The following is an 18,682-nucleotide window of genomic DNA, read 5'->3' as shown; positions in this document are numbered from 1 at the left end:
ATGATATTCATTCGAGTCATACGATTGTTTGCCGCGCTCGGCTGGCTTGCCGCCGCATTGCCGGCTCACGCCGCCACGCTTCTCGACGCGGTGAATGCCGCCCGCACGTTCGATTCGGGCATTGCCGCGGCACGCGAGGCGCGGCTCGCAGGCCGGGAAAAACGCTGGCAAGGTCTCGCCGGGCTGTTGCCGCGTGTTCAGCTCGAAGGCAGCTACACGCGGCACGATCAGCCCACCGCGGCATACGCAGCGGCCGTCCGGCGCCACAACATGGCGGCCACGCTCACGCAGCCGATTTTCGATGTGACGCGGATCGCGGATTTCAGGCGCGGTGGCACGCTTTCCGCACAGGCTGACATCGAATACGAGAAGGCCGAGCAAACGTTGCTCGTCGACGTTTCCGACGCGTACTTCGACACGCTCTACGCGAGCGACGTACTGCAGGCTTCCGACGCCGCACGGCAGGCATTCCAGAAGCAACTCGACCAGGCGCAGGCCGCGCTGGCGGTCGGCGATGGCACGCGCACCGACGTCGACGAAGCACGCGCGAATCTCGACGACGCGCTCGCACGCAAGGTCAGCGCGCAGACGGATCTGGAGATCGCGGCAGGCACGTTGCGACGACTCACCGGACTGGCCTCGGCCGACATCGCGCCGATCGCGTGGCAGTGCACCGCGCCGGTGGCGCCGGTGGATCTGGCGACAGCCATGGACGAAGCCGCCCGCTTCAACGTCGACGTACGTCTTGCCGAGAAGCAGTTCGATCAGTCGAGCGCCGACGTGGTTGCCTCCACGGGCGCCAACCTGCCCGTTGTCAATCTGCAGGCCAGCTACGGAACCAACTGGAGCCGCGGCGCCAATCAAAACGGTCTCGACGACATTTTCGGCACGACGTCGAAGACGCGCTCGTCCATGATCGGCGTGACCGTCACGATTCCGTTGTTTGCCGGCGGCGGTCAGTTGTCGGCCAGCCGTGAAGCCTATCGGCGGCGCAACCAGGCGCGCGACGCGCTCGAGGATGTCCGTCGCAAGGCGCGCGAACACGCACGCAGCGCGCATCTCGGCATCACCAACGGCATGGCGCTGATCCGCGCTCGGGAGCGTGCGCTCGCGTCTGCGGCCGGCATGGTCCGGTCGACCCATCTCGGCCGCGAAGTGGGACTGCGTACGCAGATCGACGAGCTGAACGCCCAGCAGCGTTATTTCGAGGCGACCCGCGACCTTGCCGAAGCGCGCTATCGCTACCTGCGCGCACGGTTGCAGCTGTCCGCCGCGCTCGGCACGCTCGGCGATGCCGACGTATCCGCCATCGCTTGCTGAGCGGCCGCCCCCCCTTCCGCATCCCCTTCAATCGATCACTGTTTCCCGATGGCTCATGACTGATTCATTGTTCCGGCAGGAAGCGCTCGACGCGACCAAGCACAAGCTGATGGGCACCGTCAGCCTTTATTCGCCCCCGTGGCGATGGCTGATGATCGGCGTCGCGACCGCGCTGACGTTCGCGATCGTCGCGTTTCTCGTGTTCGGCACCTATACGAAACGCGAGCGCGTCCAGGGTCAGTTGCTGCCGGTGACGGGCCTGCTGTCGGTTGCGCCGCCGCTGATGGGCACCGTGATCGACGTGCGGGTACGCGAAGGTCAGGCCGTCGCGGCCGGCGACGAGCTGATGGCCGTATCGGCCGAAGTAGCGACGGAACTCGGCGGTACGCGCGAGATGGTCGGTCGGCAGCTGAAGTTCCAGCGCTCCCGGCTCGAAACCGACATTGCCAGCCAGTCGCAACTGAGCGGCGAAGCGCGGCGCGGCCTGCTGGCGCGCGCGGAAGCGCTCAACGACCAGCTCGCACAAATTGCACTGCAAAAGGACCAGCGGACACGCCAGGCCGAACTCACCGAGCGCCAGCTCGCCAAGCTGCAATCGATGCGCGAGCAAGGCTATGCGTCGAACAGCCAGGTCGAACAGCAGGAAGGCGTGTTGCTCGACGCCCGGGCGAGGCTGCAGGATCTCGCGCGCCAGCGGCTCGACGTCATGCAGCAGCTCGATCAGGTGCGCCAGCAACTTCGTGAGCTGCCGCTCAACACCCGCAGCCAGCGAAACGACATCGAGCGCAAGCTCGCCGAGGTCGACCAGTCGATCGCGGAAAACGAAGCGCGCCGAGCGGTGATTCTGCGCGCGCCGCAGGCAAGCGTCGTCGCCGCGCTGCTGGCGAAGCCCGGACAGATCGTCAACGCCGGCCAGTCGGCCGTCTCGCTGTTGCCGCAGGGCGCGCAGCTGGAAGCACAACTGATGGTGCCGAGCCGCGCGATCGGTTTCGTGCGTACCGGTGCGCGCGTCGTATTGCGCTACGAGGCCTACCCGTTCCAGAAATTCGGCCAGCAGTTCGGTCGCGTGACCGAGGTGTCGCGCACCGCCTTGTCGCCGCAGGAGGTCGCCAATCTCACCGGCCGCAACAACGTGCAGGAGCAGCTTTACCGCGTGACCGTCGCGCTCGACCGCCAAAGCATCGACGCATACGGCAAGCGCGAGCAATTGCGGCCCGGCACGGCGCTGGAGGCCGACGTGCTGATCGACAAGCGCCGGTTGATCGAATGGGTCCTCGAACCGCTGTACGCACTCGGCCGACGGGCTTCCGCATGACAGCGGGGCCACGCGCTGCCACGCACACACGTATTCGCTACGGAGCTGATTGAACGATGAAATGGATGGATGCCCTGCAGTTCGGCTGGCGCCGTCGACTGCCGAACATGCTGCAAACCCAGGCGGCCGAATGCGGCCTTGCCTGCGTCGGTATGGTTGCGGGCTATTTTGGCCACGACATCGACCTGGTCAGTCTGCGCCGCCGCTTCCCCCCGTCGCTGAAGGGCGCGACGCTCGGCGACGTGATGCTGATCGCGCACCGGCTCGGCCTCGCGTCGCGTGCGCTGCGGCTCGAGCTCGACGAGCTGGGCAAGTTGCGCCGCCCGTGCATCCTGCATTGGGACATGAATCACTTCGTGGTGTTGAAGTCGGTGTCGCGCGGCAAGATCACGATCCACGATCCGGCGCGCGGCATCCGCGACGTCCCGCTCGCGGAGGTTTCGGATCACTTCACCGGTGTCGCGCTGGAGCTGATGCCCTCGCCTTCGTTCAAGCGTGCGCAGGCACGCGAGTCGATTTCGATGGCGAAGCTGGTCGGCGGCGTGATCGGCATTCGCGCGACGCTGGCGCAGGTCCTGTTGCTGTCGGCGGCACTGGAGGTGTTCGGCATCATCACGCCGTTCTACATGCAATGGGTGATGGACCAGGTGCTGGTATCGGCCGACGCCGATCTGCTCACCCTGCTCGGCATCGGCTTCCTGCTCGTCGTGCTGTTCCAGAACGCGGTGTCGGCGCTGCGCTCCTGGGTGGTCACGTGGTTCTCCAGCCTGCTCGGCGTGCAATGGACCGCGAACGTCTGCGCGCACCTGTTCAAGCTGCCGATGACGTATTTCGAGCAGCGCCATATCGGCGACGTGGTGTCGCGCTTCGGTGCGATCGGCTCGATTCAGAGCACGCTGACCACACAGTTCGTCGGCGCGCTGCTCGACGGCGTAATGGCGATCGTCACGCTCGCGATGCTGTTCGTCTACAGCACGACGCTGACATGGCTCGTGATTGGCCTGTTCGCCACGTACGCATTGATCCGGTGGGTCGCGTACCGGCCGTTCCGTCAGGCGAACGAGGAGCAGATCATCTATGACGCGCGCGCGCAGTCGAACCTGCTCGAATCGATCCGCGGCGTGCAGGCGATCAAGCTCGCGAACAAGCAGGAGGCGCGCGTCGCCACCTATGCGAATGCAGTCGTCGAGACCACCAACAAGAACGTTGCGATCCAGCGGCTGTCGATCGGCTTCTCGACGCTGCAGGGCGTGATCTCGGGCGCGGGCCGCGTGGTGCTGGTGTGGCTCGCCGCGAAGCAGGTGCTCGACGGCCAGTTCTCGGCGGGCATGCTCGTCGCGTTCGTCAGCTTCGCCGATCAATTCATGGCACGCGGAGCGGGCCTGGTCGGCACGATCATCGATTTCCGCATGCTGCGCCTGCACGGCGAGCGTCTGGCCGACATCGTGCTGACCGATGTCGAGGCCGATATGGAAGCGAAGGTCGTGCGCGAGCCGGCGTGCGCGGGCCGCGATCCGGCGCCGGCGGTCGACGTGTCGGGCGTGAGCTTCCGCTACGCGGAAACCGAACCGTGGGTACTCGAAGACTGCTCGTTCTCCATCGCGCCCGGTGAATCGGTCGCGCTCGTCGGTCCGTCGGGTCAGGGCAAGACGACGATGGCGAAGATCCTGCTCGGGCTGCTGACCCCGGAACAAGGCAGCGTGACGATCGATGGCGTCGACATCCGCAAGCTGGGGCTACACGGATATCGCGAACAAATCGGCTGCGTGATGCAGGACGACATCCTGTTCGCCGGCTCGATCGCCGACAACATCTGCTTCTTCGATCCTCAACCCGACCAGGCGCGCATCGAAGAGGCCGCGCGGCTCGCGCAGATTCACGACGACATCACCGCGATGCCGATGGCATATCAGTCCCTCGTCGGCGACATGGGTTCGTCCCTGTCGGGCGGCCAGTGCCAGCGCGTGCTGCTCGCGCGTGCGTTTTATCGCAAGCCCGCCATCCTGATCCTCGATGAGGCGACGAGTCATCTCGACGTCGAGCGCGAGCGGCTCATCAGCGACGCGGTGCGGGCAATGAACATCACCCGGATCATCGTTGCGCACCGCCCGGAAACCATACGCAGCGCGGACCGGGTGGTCCTGCTCGCAGGGGGACGCGCGCGGGAAGCCGACGTCGGCGCCTTGTTCGCGGCCGAACCGGCATAGCGCGTTGCCGCATCCTCAATTGCCGTCGCATACCGCGACGGCGGCCGCTGCCGGTCCGGCCCGTCAAGACCGGTAACACGCTACTCAAGGAGAGCCTAAATGCGTGAATTGACCATGATGGAAATCAACGAGGTGAGCGGCGGCGGATTCTTCAGCCGCGTCGGCGCAATGGGGCTGGGTGGGCTCACCGGCTTCATCTCGGGCCTTGCCAAGGGGGCCGTGGTGGGCGGGGCGCAGGGCGGCCTGCTCGGCGTCGGCCTGATCACCGGCGCCGCCGGCATGATCATCGGCGCGGTGGTCAGTACGATCGGCGGTGTCATCTATGGCGCGGTCAATGACGAGAAGCAGACGGTCAAGCTCTTCAACACGCTGATGGAGAACATCTTCAACTGGCTGTCGCCGACCCCGAAGTAATGACGGACACGTTCAGCCGCGGTTTTCCGCAGGCAGGACGATATCGCAGCCCCACGGCCCGCCCCGACGAGCGGTGGGGCGCGTTTCCCATTCAATCGAGAATCAAATCATGCGTGAACTGAACCACACCGAGCATGCAGCCGTTTCGGGCGGATTGACGACCAGCGACGTGCAGGACTGGATCTCAAACCTCCTGCGGCCCAAACCCAACGGCGACTACGTCAATCCGTTTCCCAGCGATAGCGCCGACATGAACGTGATCAAGACGATCGGAAAGATCATCGTCGTGGCGGCGCTCACGGGCATCGCAGCGATGTTCCGGCTGGCAGCGAACCGGTAGGCAGCTTCGTCGGCGGAGTTTCGTGCGATCGACATGATTCGCAGTCCTGCTCCATCAGGCGAATACGGCTTGATGACGAATCGCCGTTCGCGTTGCCGCGGTTCGTTTCTGGACGGATTGCGATTGTGGTCGGTGCTGTCCTCGAAATAAATTTACCGAGCCGAAACAATCCAAAGTCGGCGTTTTTCAGAGACTCTCAAGGAAACCAAAACATGAACAAAAAACTTACCCTGGCGTCGATCGCCACGGCAATCGCGGCGTTCGCGCCGCTGGCCGCGCATGCCTACGACGGCACGGTGAACTTCTCCGGCGCGCTGAGCGGTGCATCGTGCGAAATCAAGGTCAACGGCGCCGACAACAACGGCACGGTCCAGCTTCCGACGGTAGGCTCAGCCCAGCTGGGTGCCCCGGGCAAGGTGGCGGGCGCGACGAACTTCACGATCGAACTGAGCAAGTGCCAGAACGCAGGCGAATCGGTTCGCGCATTCTTCGAAGCTGGCCCGAACGTCGACAATTCCAACGGCACGCTGATCAATCGCGCGGCCACCAACGCCGCGACCAATGTCGCGGTGCAGTTGCTCGATACGTACGGCAACGTGCTGAAAGCCGGCCACGACAGCCAGCGCACCGTTACGCCGGTCGCACTCAAGAACAATGCCGCGACGCTCGTCTATGGCGCGCAGTACTACGCGACGGCCGCGACCACCGCGGGTAGCGTGAGCACGTCGGTCACGTACTCGATCGACTACCTGTAAGCGTCGGCGCACGCGCTGCATCGTAGCCGGTACGGCACGACGCCGCGCGGGACAGCCGGTCGACGCATCACCCGATGGCCGTCGACTGCGTACCGCGGGAAACCCCGCTTGCCGGTGTTTCCCGCCCATTGAGTACACGCACCATGTTTCCAATTTCCTCGTTCATTTCGCGCCGTGTCGCGGCATGTGTTTGCATCGCGCTTGCCTGCTTCGTGCAGCAGGCGGCGGCAAGCGTGATCATTTCCGGCACGCGCGTGATCTATCCGGCGGCCGATCGTGAAATCACGGTCAAGATGGACAACACCGGCAAGCAGCCGGCGCTCGTTCAGGCATGGATCGACGCCGGCGATATCAAGTCGCGCCCGGGCACCGTGAAGGTCCCGTTCGTGCTGATGCCGCCCGTATTCCGCGTCGATCCCGCAAAGGGGCAGACGGTCAGAATCGTCTACACCGGCGATCCGCTCCCGCAGAACAAGGAGTCCGTGTTCTGGCTGAACGTGCTCGACATTCCACCGAAAGTCGAGGAGTCGACGTCGACGACCGCGCTGCAGCTCGCATTCCGCTCGCGAATCAAGCTGTTCTTCCGGCCGGCCGGGCTTGATGGCGATGGCGCGGCCGCCGCGGCGAAGGCCATCGAGTGGTCCGTCGTGCCGGCCGCCGACGGCAAAGGTCGTGTGCTGCGCGCGACGAATCCGTCGGCGTTCAACGTCACGGTGCTGAACGCGCGAGTCGAACACGACGGCCGCCTGTTCACGACGAAGGACGGCGCGATGATCGCACCGGGCGCCTCCCTGACGTTCGCATCCGACGCCCCGCTCGCCGATCTGCCGGCCGGCACGACGCTCGGCTACTCGACGATCAACGACTTCGGCTCCGAGTCGAAGTGGGAAGCGGCGATCACGCCCGCGCCCTGACTCGAACGCGCGGGAGCCTTCCCGCAGTTGTCGCGCCGGCCCGCCCGGCGCGTTCGCACCGACTATCAGGAACACAATCATGGAACACGCATGCCGCGCGGCGGAGCCGTGCGCGGGCCCGTCTGCGCCCGCTCTGCGCCGCACGTACGCGATGGTGCTGTTCGCGTGTTCCGCGATGCCGTTCGGCGTCGCGGCGAACACGCTCGCGCCCACCCCCGACCGGCAACCCGCCATCGGAGAACGCACTGCCACGCCGGACACCCCATCGGGCGTGCAATTCAATCCGGACTTCGTGTTGTCCGAGCCCGGCAGCCCGATCGACCTTTCGCGCTACGAACGAGGCAATCCCGTCTGGCCCGGCCAGTATCGCGTCGATCTCTATCTGAACGGCACGCTGCTCGATCGCGTCGACGTGACGGTGCGGGAAGTGCGCAGCGGCGTCACGAAAGTCTGTGTCGCCCGTCGTCTGCTCGACAAGCTCGAGCTCGACCTCGGCCGGATTCCTGCCGAACAGCGCGCGGCGCTCGACGATGCACACGCATGCGTATCGCTGGACGAACTGGTGCCCGACGCGTCGCTGTCGCTCGATCCCGCAGCCGCGCGCGTCGACGCGCAGATCCCCCAGGCACTTCTGCGCCGCACCGCGCGCGGCTATGTCGACCCGTCGATGTGGGATCGGGGCGTCACCGCTGGAATCTTCGGCTACAACGCGAACGTCTACCGCAACGTATCGCACGGTGAAAGCGCGAACTCCGCGTATGTCGGCGTGAATGCGGGGCTGAACATCGGCGGCTGGTACTTCCGGCACGATGGCGCACTGAACTGGCAACAGCACGAAGGCCGGCGCTACGGCGCGATCAACACGTACGTGCAGCGCGACATCCACGCGGTCGACGCGCGGGTGCGGATCGGCGACGCGAACACGTCCGGCGAGATATTCGACACCTTCGCGTTCCGCGGCGTGCAGATCGCGACCGACGACCGGATGTGGCCCGACTCGCAGCGCGGCTATGCGCCCGTCGTGCGCGGCATCGCGAATTCGAACGCGCGCGTGACGGTGCGCCAGAACAGCGCAATCATCTACGACGCGTCAGTGCCGCCCGGCGCGTTCGTGATCGATGATCTGTATCCGACCGGCTATGGCGGCGATCTCGACGTGACCGTCACCGAAGCGGATGGCGCCGAGCGCCGCTTCAAGGTGCCGTATGCGGCGGTCCCGCAATCGCTGCGCCCCGGCCGGAGCCGGTTCAGCTTCGTCGCCGGCACGGTGCGCGACCAGAACCTGTCGCGCATGCCGCGCATCGTTCAGGCCACCTATACGCGTGGCATCAACAACTTGCTGACGCTGTACGGCGGCGTGCTCGCCAACGAGCACTATCGGAACGTGCTGCTCGGCGGCGCGTTCAACCTGCCGATCGGTGCGCTGGCGATCGACGTGTCCGGCGCGTTCACGTCGAAGTATGGCCAGCGGATGAACGGGACGAGCGTGCGCGTCACGTACAGCAAAACGATCGAGGCGACGAACAGTAACGTCTCGGTGGCCGCGTACCGCTTCTCGTCGTCCGGCTACCTCGATCTGAACAACGCGATGGCGTTCGTCGACAACGTGCAACGCAACCTGACGGACAACGCCGCGCTCCCTGCGTGGCGCGCGCGCAATCGCGTGTCGATCACCGCGAGCCAGCGCTTCGGCGAGCGCGGCGGCCAGCTCTACGTGAGCGGTTACACGCAGAACTATTGGGGGCGCGGCGGCACCGACACGCAGTTCCAGGCCGGCTACAGCAACCGTTATCGCGTATTCGACTACAACCTGTCGGCGAACCGCTCGCGTTCATTCTCCGGCGTCGCCGACACGCAATACATGCTGACCGTGTCAATGCCGCTGGGGCCGAAGGCACGTGCGCCGCGGATGAGCGTCAACGTCGCACGCGACGGCGCGAGCGGCGTCACGTCGATGGCGAGCGTAACCGGCCTGATCGGTGCCGGCAGCGAGGGGAGCTATTCGGTGTCGGCCTCGCGCAATGCCGGCCCCACCTATGCCGGCAACGTCGCCGCCCAGTACCGGACGCCATACTCGGCGGTGCATGGCGCGTTCGGCAAGGGAAGTGGCTACGGGTCGGCCTCGTTCGGCCTGAGCGGGACGATCGTCGCGCATCCGGGCGGGGTGACCGCGACACCGTACGCATCCGACACGATGGCGATCGTTGAGGCCCCGCGAGCGCACGGCGCGACGGTGTCCGGCTATGGCGGCGTCCGGCTCGACGCACGCGGCTACGCGGTCGTGCCGTACCTCAGTCCCTACCGGCTGAACGAGATCGAGATCGATCCGCGCGGCCTGCCGGCCGACGTCGAACTACAGTCGACGAGTCAGCAGGTCGCACCGCACCACGGTGCGGTCGTGATGTTGCGCTACCCGACCGTGACGGGGCGCCCGGTACTGATTCAGACGCAGGCGTCCGACGGCACGGAACTCCCGCTGGGCGCGCCCGTATTCGACGGCAACGGCAACAACGTCGGGATGGTGTCGCAGGGCGGGCAGATCTACGCGAGGCTGTCGGGGCCGGCCGAGCGGCTCACCGTGAAATGGGGGCACGCCGATGCATGGCAATGTTCGATCAAGGTTGTATTGCCTTCGCTCGACGAACGTGCAGCGCCCTCGGGAATCGAGCGCATCGACGCACCATGCGAAATCGCTGAACAGCGTGCCGATGTCGACAACCGCGCGCAACGGCGTCCGTCCGTTCGACCGCGGATTGCAGGAGAACACTGAATGAAACGCAACACGACAAGAATGATGCACGGCCCGGGCCGATTCGGCCCGACGCTGCGCGCGGCCGCGGCTGCGCTGCTGATCGGGACGGCCGGCATCGGCTCCGCGCAAGCGGCCGCTTTGGCGAAGTGCGAGTCGTTGACCGGCGGCATACTGGCCACGCTGCCCGACAACCTGAAGATTTCATGGGATGCGCCGGTCAACACGGTCCTATGGAAGCAGAGCGGGATCCAGATTTCCGCGAGGTGCTGGCAGGTGCTGCCTATGTCGGGCAGCATGGAGGCGATATTCTATCGATACTTGGACGATCCTCTGCTGACCGCCAACGGCATCGCGCTGTACGTGACCTACAACGGCAATCGCGGACACGGGAGCGCGGAGATTCCGACGGGCACGATGATCCCGCGAACCGGCGAGGCGAGGGTAACGGCGACGGTCGACATCGAGCTGGTCAAAGTCGGCGCGACGCCGTCCACGCCGACGGATCTCCCGATGAGGTCAGTGCTGGCCGGGGTGATCGCCGCGCCGAACGAACAGTCCGACAGTGCGCGCTATCTGTTGGTCGGGTTCGAGAATGTCTCATTTCAGAAGACGACCTGCACGACGACGACCCCTTCGCTCCAGGTCGAGCTCGGCACGCACACGCTGGGCAAGGCGGGCGGAATCGGTTCCGGGATCGGCTCGACGTCGCCGTCGAAGGGTTTCGCGGTCGGGATTCAGTGTGACTCCGGCGTTGCCGGCGACTTCGTCGTCAACATGATGCTTGAGGGCAATGCACTCGATGCAGCGAACGGCGTGGTAGCGCTGTCGTCGGGGAGCAACGCATCGGGCGTCGGGATTCAGTTGCTGAAGTCTGACGGTCAGCCGGTGCAGCTCGGTACGCCGTGGAAGATCGCCGATTCACCGTCGTCGCAGGTCAGGTCGTCGAATTTCTCGGTGCCGCTGTCCGTCCGCTACTATCAGGCCAATGCGACCGCGAAACCCGGCACTGCCAACGGCACGGCTACGTTTACGATCATCTACCGGTAATGTGCCAGACGCCATTAGACGAGCCCGTTCTCGTACGCATAGCGCAGCAAGTGAACGTTCGTCTCGGCCTGCAGCTTTCGCATCGCCGTGTGCTTCTGCGTCGAAATGGTACTCACGGAGGAGCCGAGTTGCTCGGCGATGCTGACGAGCGAATGACCCGAGGCGAACAGGCGTACGACTTCCAGCTCCCTTCGGCTGAGCGTGGGCTGGACACTGTCCGGAAGCGACCCGGTTTGCTCGATGATCGAGCGGACCGTCGGCGAGAAATAGCAGATGCCGCCCGAGCAAAGATGGCGGCACGCGCGGACGATCTCCTCTGCCGCATCCTCCTTACTGACGATGGCGCTCACACCGAGTTTCGTCGCGGCCGTGAACACGCTGGGGTTCGATTGGGCAGTGAACAATACGCGCCGGGCATCCGGCACGATCTCGCGCAGCTTGCGCAGCAACATCAATCCATCGAGCGACCGGTCTCCCCTGCTCATCGCAAAATCGCTGATGACGATATCGGCCGGCGCTCGCATCAACGACTCGACGAGCATTGCACCACTGGTGCTGCAATGCAAGACGCGATAGCCGGGAGGCCAGTGCGGCAGGCTCGTGAGCCAATCCGCGACGATGGGATGATCGTCGGCGATCGCGATAGTGATTGCGGTCATGAAGCAAGTCCAATAATGTTAAATAGATAAAACAAAAATGAATATCACCTTAAATAACTCATCGAAAGCAAAGTATTAATATCTCGACATCGTTAATCAATAGTATTTGTACGATTAATATCGATATAGAGCGCTGATTCGGAAAGGGAGTTTCTGGCGCTGCCGATGGATTCCGGTGCCCGGTCTAATCGTGCATCGGCGCGCGCCGGCTTTGATCGACGCATCGCACGACGAGGGGAATACGCGCGTCGCGTGATGGCAGGAAGGTCCTGCGGCCGTCTGCAGGACGCGCAGCGTGGCGGGCAGGAGATGCCGTTGACTTCGATCGGATTGCTGGAAAACCCCTAAACGAACCGCCCACCCGCGAAAGGTTGCGGAAGGTTTCGCCTCCCTATACTCGTGACGACGATGCAGCAAGCATCGCGCCATACGAATACAACGAAGGAGACGACCCCGATGCGACCCATCCTGCGCACCCTCGCCGTGGCAGCCAGCCTCAGCTGCGCGCTCGCCGCTCGCCCCGCTTTCGCCGACGACGGCGGCAAGATCACGATCATGGTCGGCGGGATCGCGAAGCTGATCTACCTGCCCGCGCGGCTCACGCAGGAGCTCGGCTACTTCAAGGCCGAAGGGCTCGACGTCGAGCTGCTGTCGCAGCCGGCCGGCGTCGACGCCGAGAACGAGCTGCTCGCGGGCGCCGTGCAGGGTGTCGTCGGCTTCTACGACCACACGGTCGACCTGCAGAGCAAGGGCAAGGACGTGAAGGCGATCGCCGTGTTGTGCCAGGTGCCGGGCGAAGTCGAGGTGGTGTCGACCAAGGCCGCGCCGGCCTTCAAGTCGATGGCCGACGCGAAGGGCAAGACGCTCGGCGTGACGGGCCTCGGCTCGTCGACGAGCTTCCTCACGCAATACCTCGCGCTGCAGCACGGCGTGCCGTCGACGCAGTACACGATGCTGCCGGTCGGCGCCGACGCGAGCTTCATCGCCGCGATCAAGCAGGGCCGTATCGACGCCGGGATGACGACCGAGCCGACGGTGTCCGCGCTCGAGAAGATGGGCGACGCGAAGGTGCTGGTCGACATGCGCACCGTCGACGGCACGCGCGCCGCGCTCGGCGGCACCTACCCGGCCGCGAGCCTGTACGTGCAGTCGGCCTGGGCCGATTCGCACAAGGCCGAAGCGACCAAGCTCGCGCACGCGTTCGCGAAGACGATGCAGTTCATCCACACGCACAGCGCCGAGGAGATCGCCGCGAAGATGCCGGCCGACTACCAGAAGGACAAGGCGCTGTACGTGTCCGCGCTGAAGGCGTCGCTGCCGATGTATACGGCCGATGCGAAGATGCCGGCCGACGGCCCGGCGATCGTGCTGAAGGTGCTGTCGGCGTTCAACCCGTCGGTGAAGGGCAAGCACATCGACCTGGCGCGCACTTACACCAACGATTTCGTGAACGCGAAGTAATCGAGCTCGGCAGTCGCGCCGGCGGCGGCGATCCCGCCGCCGTGCGTTCCCCGTTCCGGCCCGGTTGACCGGCCCGGCGCCGCCCCGCTGCGACGCCTTCCTCACCCGCAGGATCAATGCGATGAACCAGGCAGTTTCCCCGAGCACACCGGCGATCGAGTTTCGCAATGTGTCGTGCCGCTTCATTTCGCCGGAAGGCAAGGCCACCGTCGCGCTGCGCGACTTCAGCATGAGCGTCGCGCGCGGCGAATTCATCGCGATCGTCGGCCCGACCGGCTGCGGCAAGTCGACCACGCTGAACCTGATCACCGGGCTGCTCAAGCCCGCGTCGGGCGAAGTGCGCGTGATGGGCCGCCCGGTCGACGGGATCGACCCGCGCATCGGCTTCGTGTTCCAGGCGGACGCGGTGTTCCCGTGGCGCAACGTGATCGACAACGTCGCGGCCGGCCCGCTGTTCCGCGGCCGCTCGAAGGACGTCGCGTATGCGCAGGCCGAGGAATGGATCCGCAAGGTCGGCCTCGACAAGTTCACGAAGCACTACCCGCACCAGCTCTCCGGCGGGATGAGAAAGCGCGTCGCGCTCGCGCAGACCTTCATCAACCAGCCGGAAATCCTGCTGATGGACGAGCCGTTCTCCGCGCTCGACATGCAGACCCGCACGCTGATGCAGGACGAGCTGCTGCAGCTGTGGTCCGCGAACAAGGGCTCGGTCGTGTTCGTCACGCACGACCTCGAGGAAGCGATCGCGCTCGCCGACCGCGTGTTCGTGCTGACCGCACGCCCCGCGACGCTCAAGCGCGTGGTCGAGATCGACCTGCCGCGCCCGCGCGTCATGTCGGAAGTGCGCTACGACGCGCGCTTCATCGAAATTTCCAGGGACATCTGGCACGACCTGCGCGAAGAAGTGCAGATCGGCTGACGCACCGGCCGCACGGCACGCTACGGCGAGCCATGGCAAGAAACAGCAAGGACAGGAGCATGACCGACATGACGCTTCCCCCCACCGCCATTCCGGCGACGTCGCTCGAGGACGAGTCGCGCGCCGCTCAAACCCGCCTGCGCCGCCGCCGGCAACTGATCGTCGGCCTGCGGATCGCCGTGCTCGTGATCGTGCTGGGCGGGTGGGAACTCGCCGCACGGCTGAAGTGGATCGATCCGTTCTTTTTCTCGCAGCCGACGCTGATCTTCGCGCAGATCCAGGACTGGTTCGTGAACGGCACGTCGCAGGGCCCGCTGCTCACGCAGGTGTGGGTCACGCTCGAGGAAACCACGATCGGCTTCCTGATCGGCTCGGTCGCCGGCGTGATCTGCGGGATCGTGCTCGGCCGCAACAAGCTGATGGCCGACGTGTTCGGCCTGTACATCCAGATCGCGAACTCGATTCCGCGCGTCGTGCTCGGCTCGGTGTTCGTGATCGCGCTCGGCCTCGGGATGGCGTCGAAGATCGCGCTGGCCGTCGTGATGGTGTTCTTCGTCGTGTTCGGCAACGCGTTCCAGGGCGTGCGCGAAGCGGATCGCTACCTGATCGCGAACGCGCAGATCCTCGGCGCGTCGCGCCGGCAGATCACCACGTCGGTCGTGATCCCGTCCGCGCTCAGCTGGATTCTCGCGAGCCTGCACGTGAGCTTCGGCTTCGCGCTGGTCGGCGCGGTGGTCGGCGAATTCCTGGGTTCCAAGCAGGGCATCGGCCTGTTAATCTCCACCGCCCAGGGCGCTTTCAACGCGAGCGGCGTGTTCGCGGCGATGATCGTGCTGGCCGTGGTCGCGCTGGCCGCCGACTACCTGCTGACGCGGATCGAGAAGCGGCTGCTGAAGTGGCGCCCCGCGGCGTTCTGAACGCCGCCGGCCGGCGCCTGACATGACACCTCCGACCGCGCCGGCGCCCCTGGCGCGGTTCGGCATTGCGGACAAGGAGCGCAACAGGATGGCGCACAGCCTGCGCGGGCGGCTGCTGTGGTGGCTACTGCTGCCGCTCGCGGTGTTCGTGCTGATCGCCGGCGCGATGTCGTACGACACCGCGCGGACCACGGCCGCGCTCGTGCAGGACAGCGCGCTCGTCGCGTCCGCGCGCACGATCGGCGAGGACGTCGAATGGCGCAACGGGCGGCCCGCGGCCGACGTGCCGCCCGCCGCGCTGGAAATCTTCGAATCGCCGTCGGGCGACTCGGTGTTCTACAAGGTGATCGACGGCCACGACCGCCTGCTCGCCGGCAATCCGGCGCTCGATGTGACCGCGCGGCACGGCATCGAGCCGACGCTGTACGACACGTCGCTCGACGGCGTGCCGCTGCGCGCGGTGGCCTACGACCGCCAGCTGTACGACGAAGGGCAGGTCGAGACGGTGACGGTGGTCGTCGCGAAGACGACGCGTTCGTACGGTGCGATGGTCGCGACGATCTGGCGGCCGCAGCTCGTGCGCCTGTCGCTGATGCTGGTGCTCGCGGTGGTGCTCGTCTATCTCGGCCTCACCTTCGAGCTGCGCCCGCTGATGAAGCTGAAGGACGACGTGGCCGACCGCGGGCCGATGGAACTGGAGCCGATCCGCCCCGAGCGGCTGCAGCACGAGCTGCGGCCGATCGTCGACGCGATCAACCAGTGCATCGCGCGGCTGAACATGCATACGGCCACGCAGCGCCGTTTCATCGCCGATGCCGCGCACCAGTTGCGCACGCCGATCGCGGTGCTCGACACGCAGATCCAGTACGCGCAGCAGCGCGGCAACGACGATCATGAACTCGCGTCGGTGCTCGACAGCATGCAGCGCAGCAGCCGCAAGATGGCCGACGTGACCGACAAGCTGCTGCTGCTCGCGCATGCGGAAGCGACGCCGTCGACGCTGCTGACCCACCGCGTCGATCTGGCCGCGGTGGTGTCGAGCGTGCTCGAAGAGACGATCGTGCTCGCGCAGCGGCGCGACATCGACCTCGGCGCGGATCTCGGCGAGCGGCTCGACGTCGCGGGCAGCGACAGCCTGCTCACCGCGCTGGTGATGAACCTCGTCGACAACGCGGTGCGCTACACGCAGCCCGGCGGCTGCGTGACCGTCTGCGCGCGGCGCGATGGCGACGCGATCGTGCTCGACGTGGTCGACGACGGCCCCGGCATCCCGGCCGAAGCGCGACCGCACGTATTCAAGCGGTTCTACCGTGTGTCGGCCGATACCGAGGGCTCGGGCCTCGGGCTCGCGATCGTCCGCGAGATCGCGCAGGCGCACGGCGGCAGCGCGTCGCTCGCGCCGGGGCCCGGCAATCGCGGGATCGTCGTGACCGTGCGGCTGCCCGCTTTCGATTGAAGAGAACGCCGTCATGAAACTTTTGCTGGTCGAAGACAACGCCGAGCTCGCGCACTGGATCGTGAACCTGCTGCGCGGCGAGGATTTCGCGGTCGACTGCGTCGGCGACGGCGAACGGGCCGACACGGTGCTCAAGACCGAACGCTACGACGCGGTGCTGCTCGACATGCGGCTGCCCGGCATCAGCGGCAAGGAAGTGCTCGCGCGGCTGCGGCGCCGCAACGACAACGTGCCGGTGCTGATGCTGACCGCGCACGGCTCGGTCGACGACAAGGTCGACTGCTTCGGCGCGGGCGCCGACGACTACGTCGTGAAGCCGTTCGAGTCGCGCGAGCTGGTGGCGCGCATCCGCGCGCTGATCCGCCGGCAGGCCGGCGTCGGCACGGCGCAGCTCGTGTGCGGCGACCTCGTCTACGCGTTCGGCACGCGCGAATTCCGCTGCGGCGACGCGGTGCTCGCGCTGCGGCGCCGCGAGCACGCGATCCTCGAAACGCTGATGCTGCAGCAGAACAAGACGGTATCGAAGGCGCGGCTAATGGACAGCGTGTTCGCGCTCGACGACGAGCCGAGCGCCGACGCGATCGACATCTACATCCACCGGCTGCGCAAGCATCTCGCCGGCAGCACGGCCGAGATCATCACGCTGCGCGGGCTCGGTTACATCCTGCGGATGAAGCGCGCGCACGATTGACGCGGCGCGCTTGCACGCCTCCTCATATCGATTCGTAGCACGAATCGATCGTCGTCTAAACCCGCCGGCCATCCGGCAGGACGCTTCCGCACGCCTGCCCGCCGGCTTCGCGATGATGGCGCGTTCGGTGTTTTCACCGATCCGATTCCTTCCTCCGGGAAAGCGTCGTGAAGGATTGCACCCTCTACGATGCTATGCGTCGGCCCTCTCGCTGTGGCCGGCAAGCGTCGGCATACATTACGTACTGCCAACGACCAGATTCCAATGCGGCAGCTCGGAGGAGACGATCTTGAAACGAAAAACCCTTGCCCTTTCCATCGCGGCGGCGGGCCTGTGCGCCGGCCACGCGCATGCGCAGTCGAGCGTGCAGCTCTACGGCCTGATGGACCTGAGCTTTCCGACCTACCGGACCCACGCCGACGCGAACGGCAAACACGTGATCGGGATGGGCAACGAAGGCGAACCGTGGTTCAGCGGCAGCCGCTGGGGCCTGCGCGGCGCCGAAGACATCGGCGGCGGCACGAAGATCATCTTCCGCCTCGAAAGCGAATTCGTGGTCGCGAACGGCCAGATGGAAGACGAAGGCCAGATCTTCGACCGCGACGCGTGGGTGGGCGTCGAGGACGAGCGCTTCGGCAAGCTGACGGCCGGCTTCCAGAACACGATCGCGCGCGACGCGGCGACGATCTACGGCGACGCGTACGGCACCGCGAGGCTGACGACCGAGGAAGGCGGCTGGACCAACTCGAACAACTTCAAGCAGATGATCTTCTACGCGGCCGGCCCGACCGGCACGCGCTACAACAACGGCGTCGCGTGGAAGAAGCTGTTCAGCAACGGCATCTTCGCGAGCGCCGGCTACCAGTTCAGCAACTCGACGTCGTTCGCGACCGGCTCCGCGTATCAGGCCGCGCTCGGCTACAACGGCGGCCCGTTCAACGTGTCGGGCTTCTACAACCACGTGAACCACAACGGCTTCCGGAACCAGACGTTCTCGGTCGGCGGCAACTACACGTTCGACATCGTGCGCCTGAATGCCGGCTACTTCCGCTACAACGGCGACCAGGGCGCGCTCGGCCAGCGTCACGACGATTCGTGGACGGTGTCGATGAAGATCGCGCCGAAGGGCGCGCTCGACTACGAGCTCGGCTACCAGCAGATGCGCATCAAGAACGCCGCGAACAACGCGGACGGCTTCACGCCGAACGCCAACCTCGGCGCGTTCAGCCTGACCAACGGCGTCGCCAGCGGCTTCAAGGAGACGATCTACGGGTCGGTGTTCTACCACCTGAGCAAGCGCACCGAGGTGTATCTGGCCGGCGACTACATGAAGCTGCACGGCGGCTACACGGTGTCGTCGACGTTCGGCGCGAAGAACCAGCTCGAACTGACGTCGGGCATCCGGACGCGTTTCTGACCCGGCGCGGTCATCCGGGCGGGGCCCGTCGGGCCCTGCCGCACCCTCCATCAGGGATTCTCCATGCGGGCACGCCGGCGCGCAGTGCCGACCGTGCC

16 protein-coding genes are annotated in these 18,682 nt (G+C 65.8%); 15 read left to right on the top strand and 1 reads right to left on the bottom strand.

Going from position 1 to position 18,682, the window contains the following annotated elements; translation table 11 throughout:
• Nucleotides 1-24: 24 nt before the first annotated feature.
• The 9 genes from HWX14_RS31945 (at nucleotide 25) to HWX14_RS31905 (ending at nucleotide 11,064) form a co-directional block, all read left to right on the top strand.
• Nucleotides 25-1,320: a TolC family outer membrane protein gene (locus tag HWX14_RS31945; protein ID WP_244130387.1), complete on the top strand. Its 1,296-nt coding sequence runs from the start codon at nucleotides 25-27 to the stop codon at nucleotides 1,318-1,320.
• A 55-nt stretch (nucleotides 1,321-1,375) separates the two neighbouring features.
• Nucleotides 1,376-2,635 carry an HlyD family efflux transporter periplasmic adaptor subunit gene (locus HWX14_RS31940; protein ID WP_175886191.1) on the top strand — a complete coding sequence of 420 codons (1,260 nt, stop codon included), beginning with the start codon at nucleotides 1,376-1,378 and terminating at the stop codon, nucleotides 2,633-2,635.
• A gap of 65 nt (nucleotides 2,636-2,700) precedes the next feature.
• Entirely contained in the window at nucleotides 2,701-4,842 is a 2,142-nt protein-coding gene (locus HWX14_RS31935; protein ID WP_244130386.1) for a peptidase domain-containing ABC transporter, read from the top strand.
• Nucleotides 4,843-4,941: 99 nt separating this feature from the next.
• Entirely contained in the window at nucleotides 4,942-5,256 is a 315-nt protein-coding gene (locus HWX14_RS31930) for a hypothetical protein (RefSeq protein WP_175886189.1), read from the top strand.
• A 109-nt stretch (nucleotides 5,257-5,365) separates the two neighbouring features.
• Nucleotides 5,366-5,596 carry a hypothetical protein gene (locus HWX14_RS31925; RefSeq protein WP_175886188.1) on the top strand — a complete coding sequence of 77 codons (231 nt, stop codon included), beginning with the start codon at nucleotides 5,366-5,368 and terminating at the stop codon, nucleotides 5,594-5,596.
• A 212-nt stretch (nucleotides 5,597-5,808) separates the two neighbouring features.
• Nucleotides 5,809-6,351, top strand: coding sequence for a fimbrial protein (locus tag HWX14_RS31920; protein ID WP_175886187.1), 543 nt, complete (start codon nucleotides 5,809-5,811; stop codon nucleotides 6,349-6,351).
• A 143-nt stretch (nucleotides 6,352-6,494) separates the two neighbouring features.
• On the top strand, nucleotides 6,495-7,265 hold the full coding sequence (locus HWX14_RS31915; protein WP_175886186.1) for a fimbria/pilus periplasmic chaperone: 771 nt from the start codon (nucleotides 6,495-6,497) through the stop codon (nucleotides 7,263-7,265).
• 79 nt (nucleotides 7,266-7,344) lie between these two features.
• Nucleotides 7,345-10,035: a fimbria/pilus outer membrane usher protein gene (locus HWX14_RS31910; RefSeq protein ID WP_175886185.1), complete on the top strand. Its 2,691-nt coding sequence runs from the start codon at nucleotides 7,345-7,347 to the stop codon at nucleotides 10,033-10,035.
• Nucleotides 10,036-11,064, top strand: coding sequence for a fimbrial protein (locus tag HWX14_RS31905; protein ID WP_175886184.1), 1,029 nt, complete (start codon nucleotides 10,036-10,038; stop codon nucleotides 11,062-11,064).
• A gap of 14 nt (nucleotides 11,065-11,078) precedes the next feature.
• On the opposite strand, the gene HWX14_RS31900 is transcribed toward HWX14_RS31905, so the two are convergent.
• Nucleotides 11,079-11,723, bottom strand: a complete 645-nt coding sequence (locus HWX14_RS31900) for a response regulator transcription factor (RefSeq protein ID WP_175886183.1) — start codon at nucleotides 11,721-11,723, stop codon at nucleotides 11,079-11,081.
• Between the two features lie 456 nt (nucleotides 11,724-12,179).
• Between HWX14_RS31900 and HWX14_RS31895 the strand changes: the two genes are divergently transcribed.
• The 6 genes from HWX14_RS31895 (at nucleotide 12,180) to HWX14_RS31870 (ending at nucleotide 18,584) form a co-directional block, all read left to right on the top strand.
• Nucleotides 12,180-13,184, top strand: a complete 1,005-nt coding sequence (locus tag HWX14_RS31895) for an ABC transporter substrate-binding protein (RefSeq protein WP_175886182.1) — start codon at nucleotides 12,180-12,182, stop codon at nucleotides 13,182-13,184.
• A gap of 121 nt (nucleotides 13,185-13,305) precedes the next feature.
• The gene (locus HWX14_RS31890; RefSeq protein ID WP_006477226.1) at nucleotides 13,306-14,103 is read left to right on the top strand and encodes an ABC transporter ATP-binding protein; all 798 of its coding nucleotides are present in this window, start codon (nucleotides 13,306-13,308) and stop codon (nucleotides 14,101-14,103) included.
• A gap of 59 nt (nucleotides 14,104-14,162) precedes the next feature.
• On the top strand, nucleotides 14,163-15,020 hold the full coding sequence (locus HWX14_RS31885; protein WP_175886181.1) for an ABC transporter permease: 858 nt from the start codon (nucleotides 14,163-14,165) through the stop codon (nucleotides 15,018-15,020).
• Nucleotides 15,021-15,108: 88 nt separating this feature from the next.
• The gene (locus HWX14_RS31880; protein ID WP_175886347.1) at nucleotides 15,109-16,476 is read left to right on the top strand and encodes a sensor histidine kinase; all 1,368 of its coding nucleotides are present in this window, start codon (nucleotides 15,109-15,111) and stop codon (nucleotides 16,474-16,476) included.
• A gap of 13 nt (nucleotides 16,477-16,489) precedes the next feature.
• Nucleotides 16,490-17,167 (top strand): response regulator, encoded by a 678-nt coding sequence (locus tag HWX14_RS31875; protein ID WP_175886180.1) that lies wholly within the window; start codon nucleotides 16,490-16,492, stop codon nucleotides 17,165-17,167.
• A gap of 289 nt (nucleotides 17,168-17,456) precedes the next feature.
• Nucleotides 17,457-18,584 carry a porin gene (locus HWX14_RS31870; protein ID WP_175886179.1) on the top strand — a complete coding sequence of 376 codons (1,128 nt, stop codon included), beginning with the start codon at nucleotides 17,457-17,459 and terminating at the stop codon, nucleotides 18,582-18,584.
• Nucleotides 18,585-18,682 lie beyond the last annotated feature (98 nt).

The organism is Burkholderia sp. BCC0044, from assembly GCF_902832955.1.
Taxonomy (GTDB): Bacteria; Pseudomonadota; Gammaproteobacteria; order Burkholderiales; family Burkholderiaceae; genus Burkholderia.
This window is presented reverse-complemented; position numbering and strand designations above follow the sequence as displayed.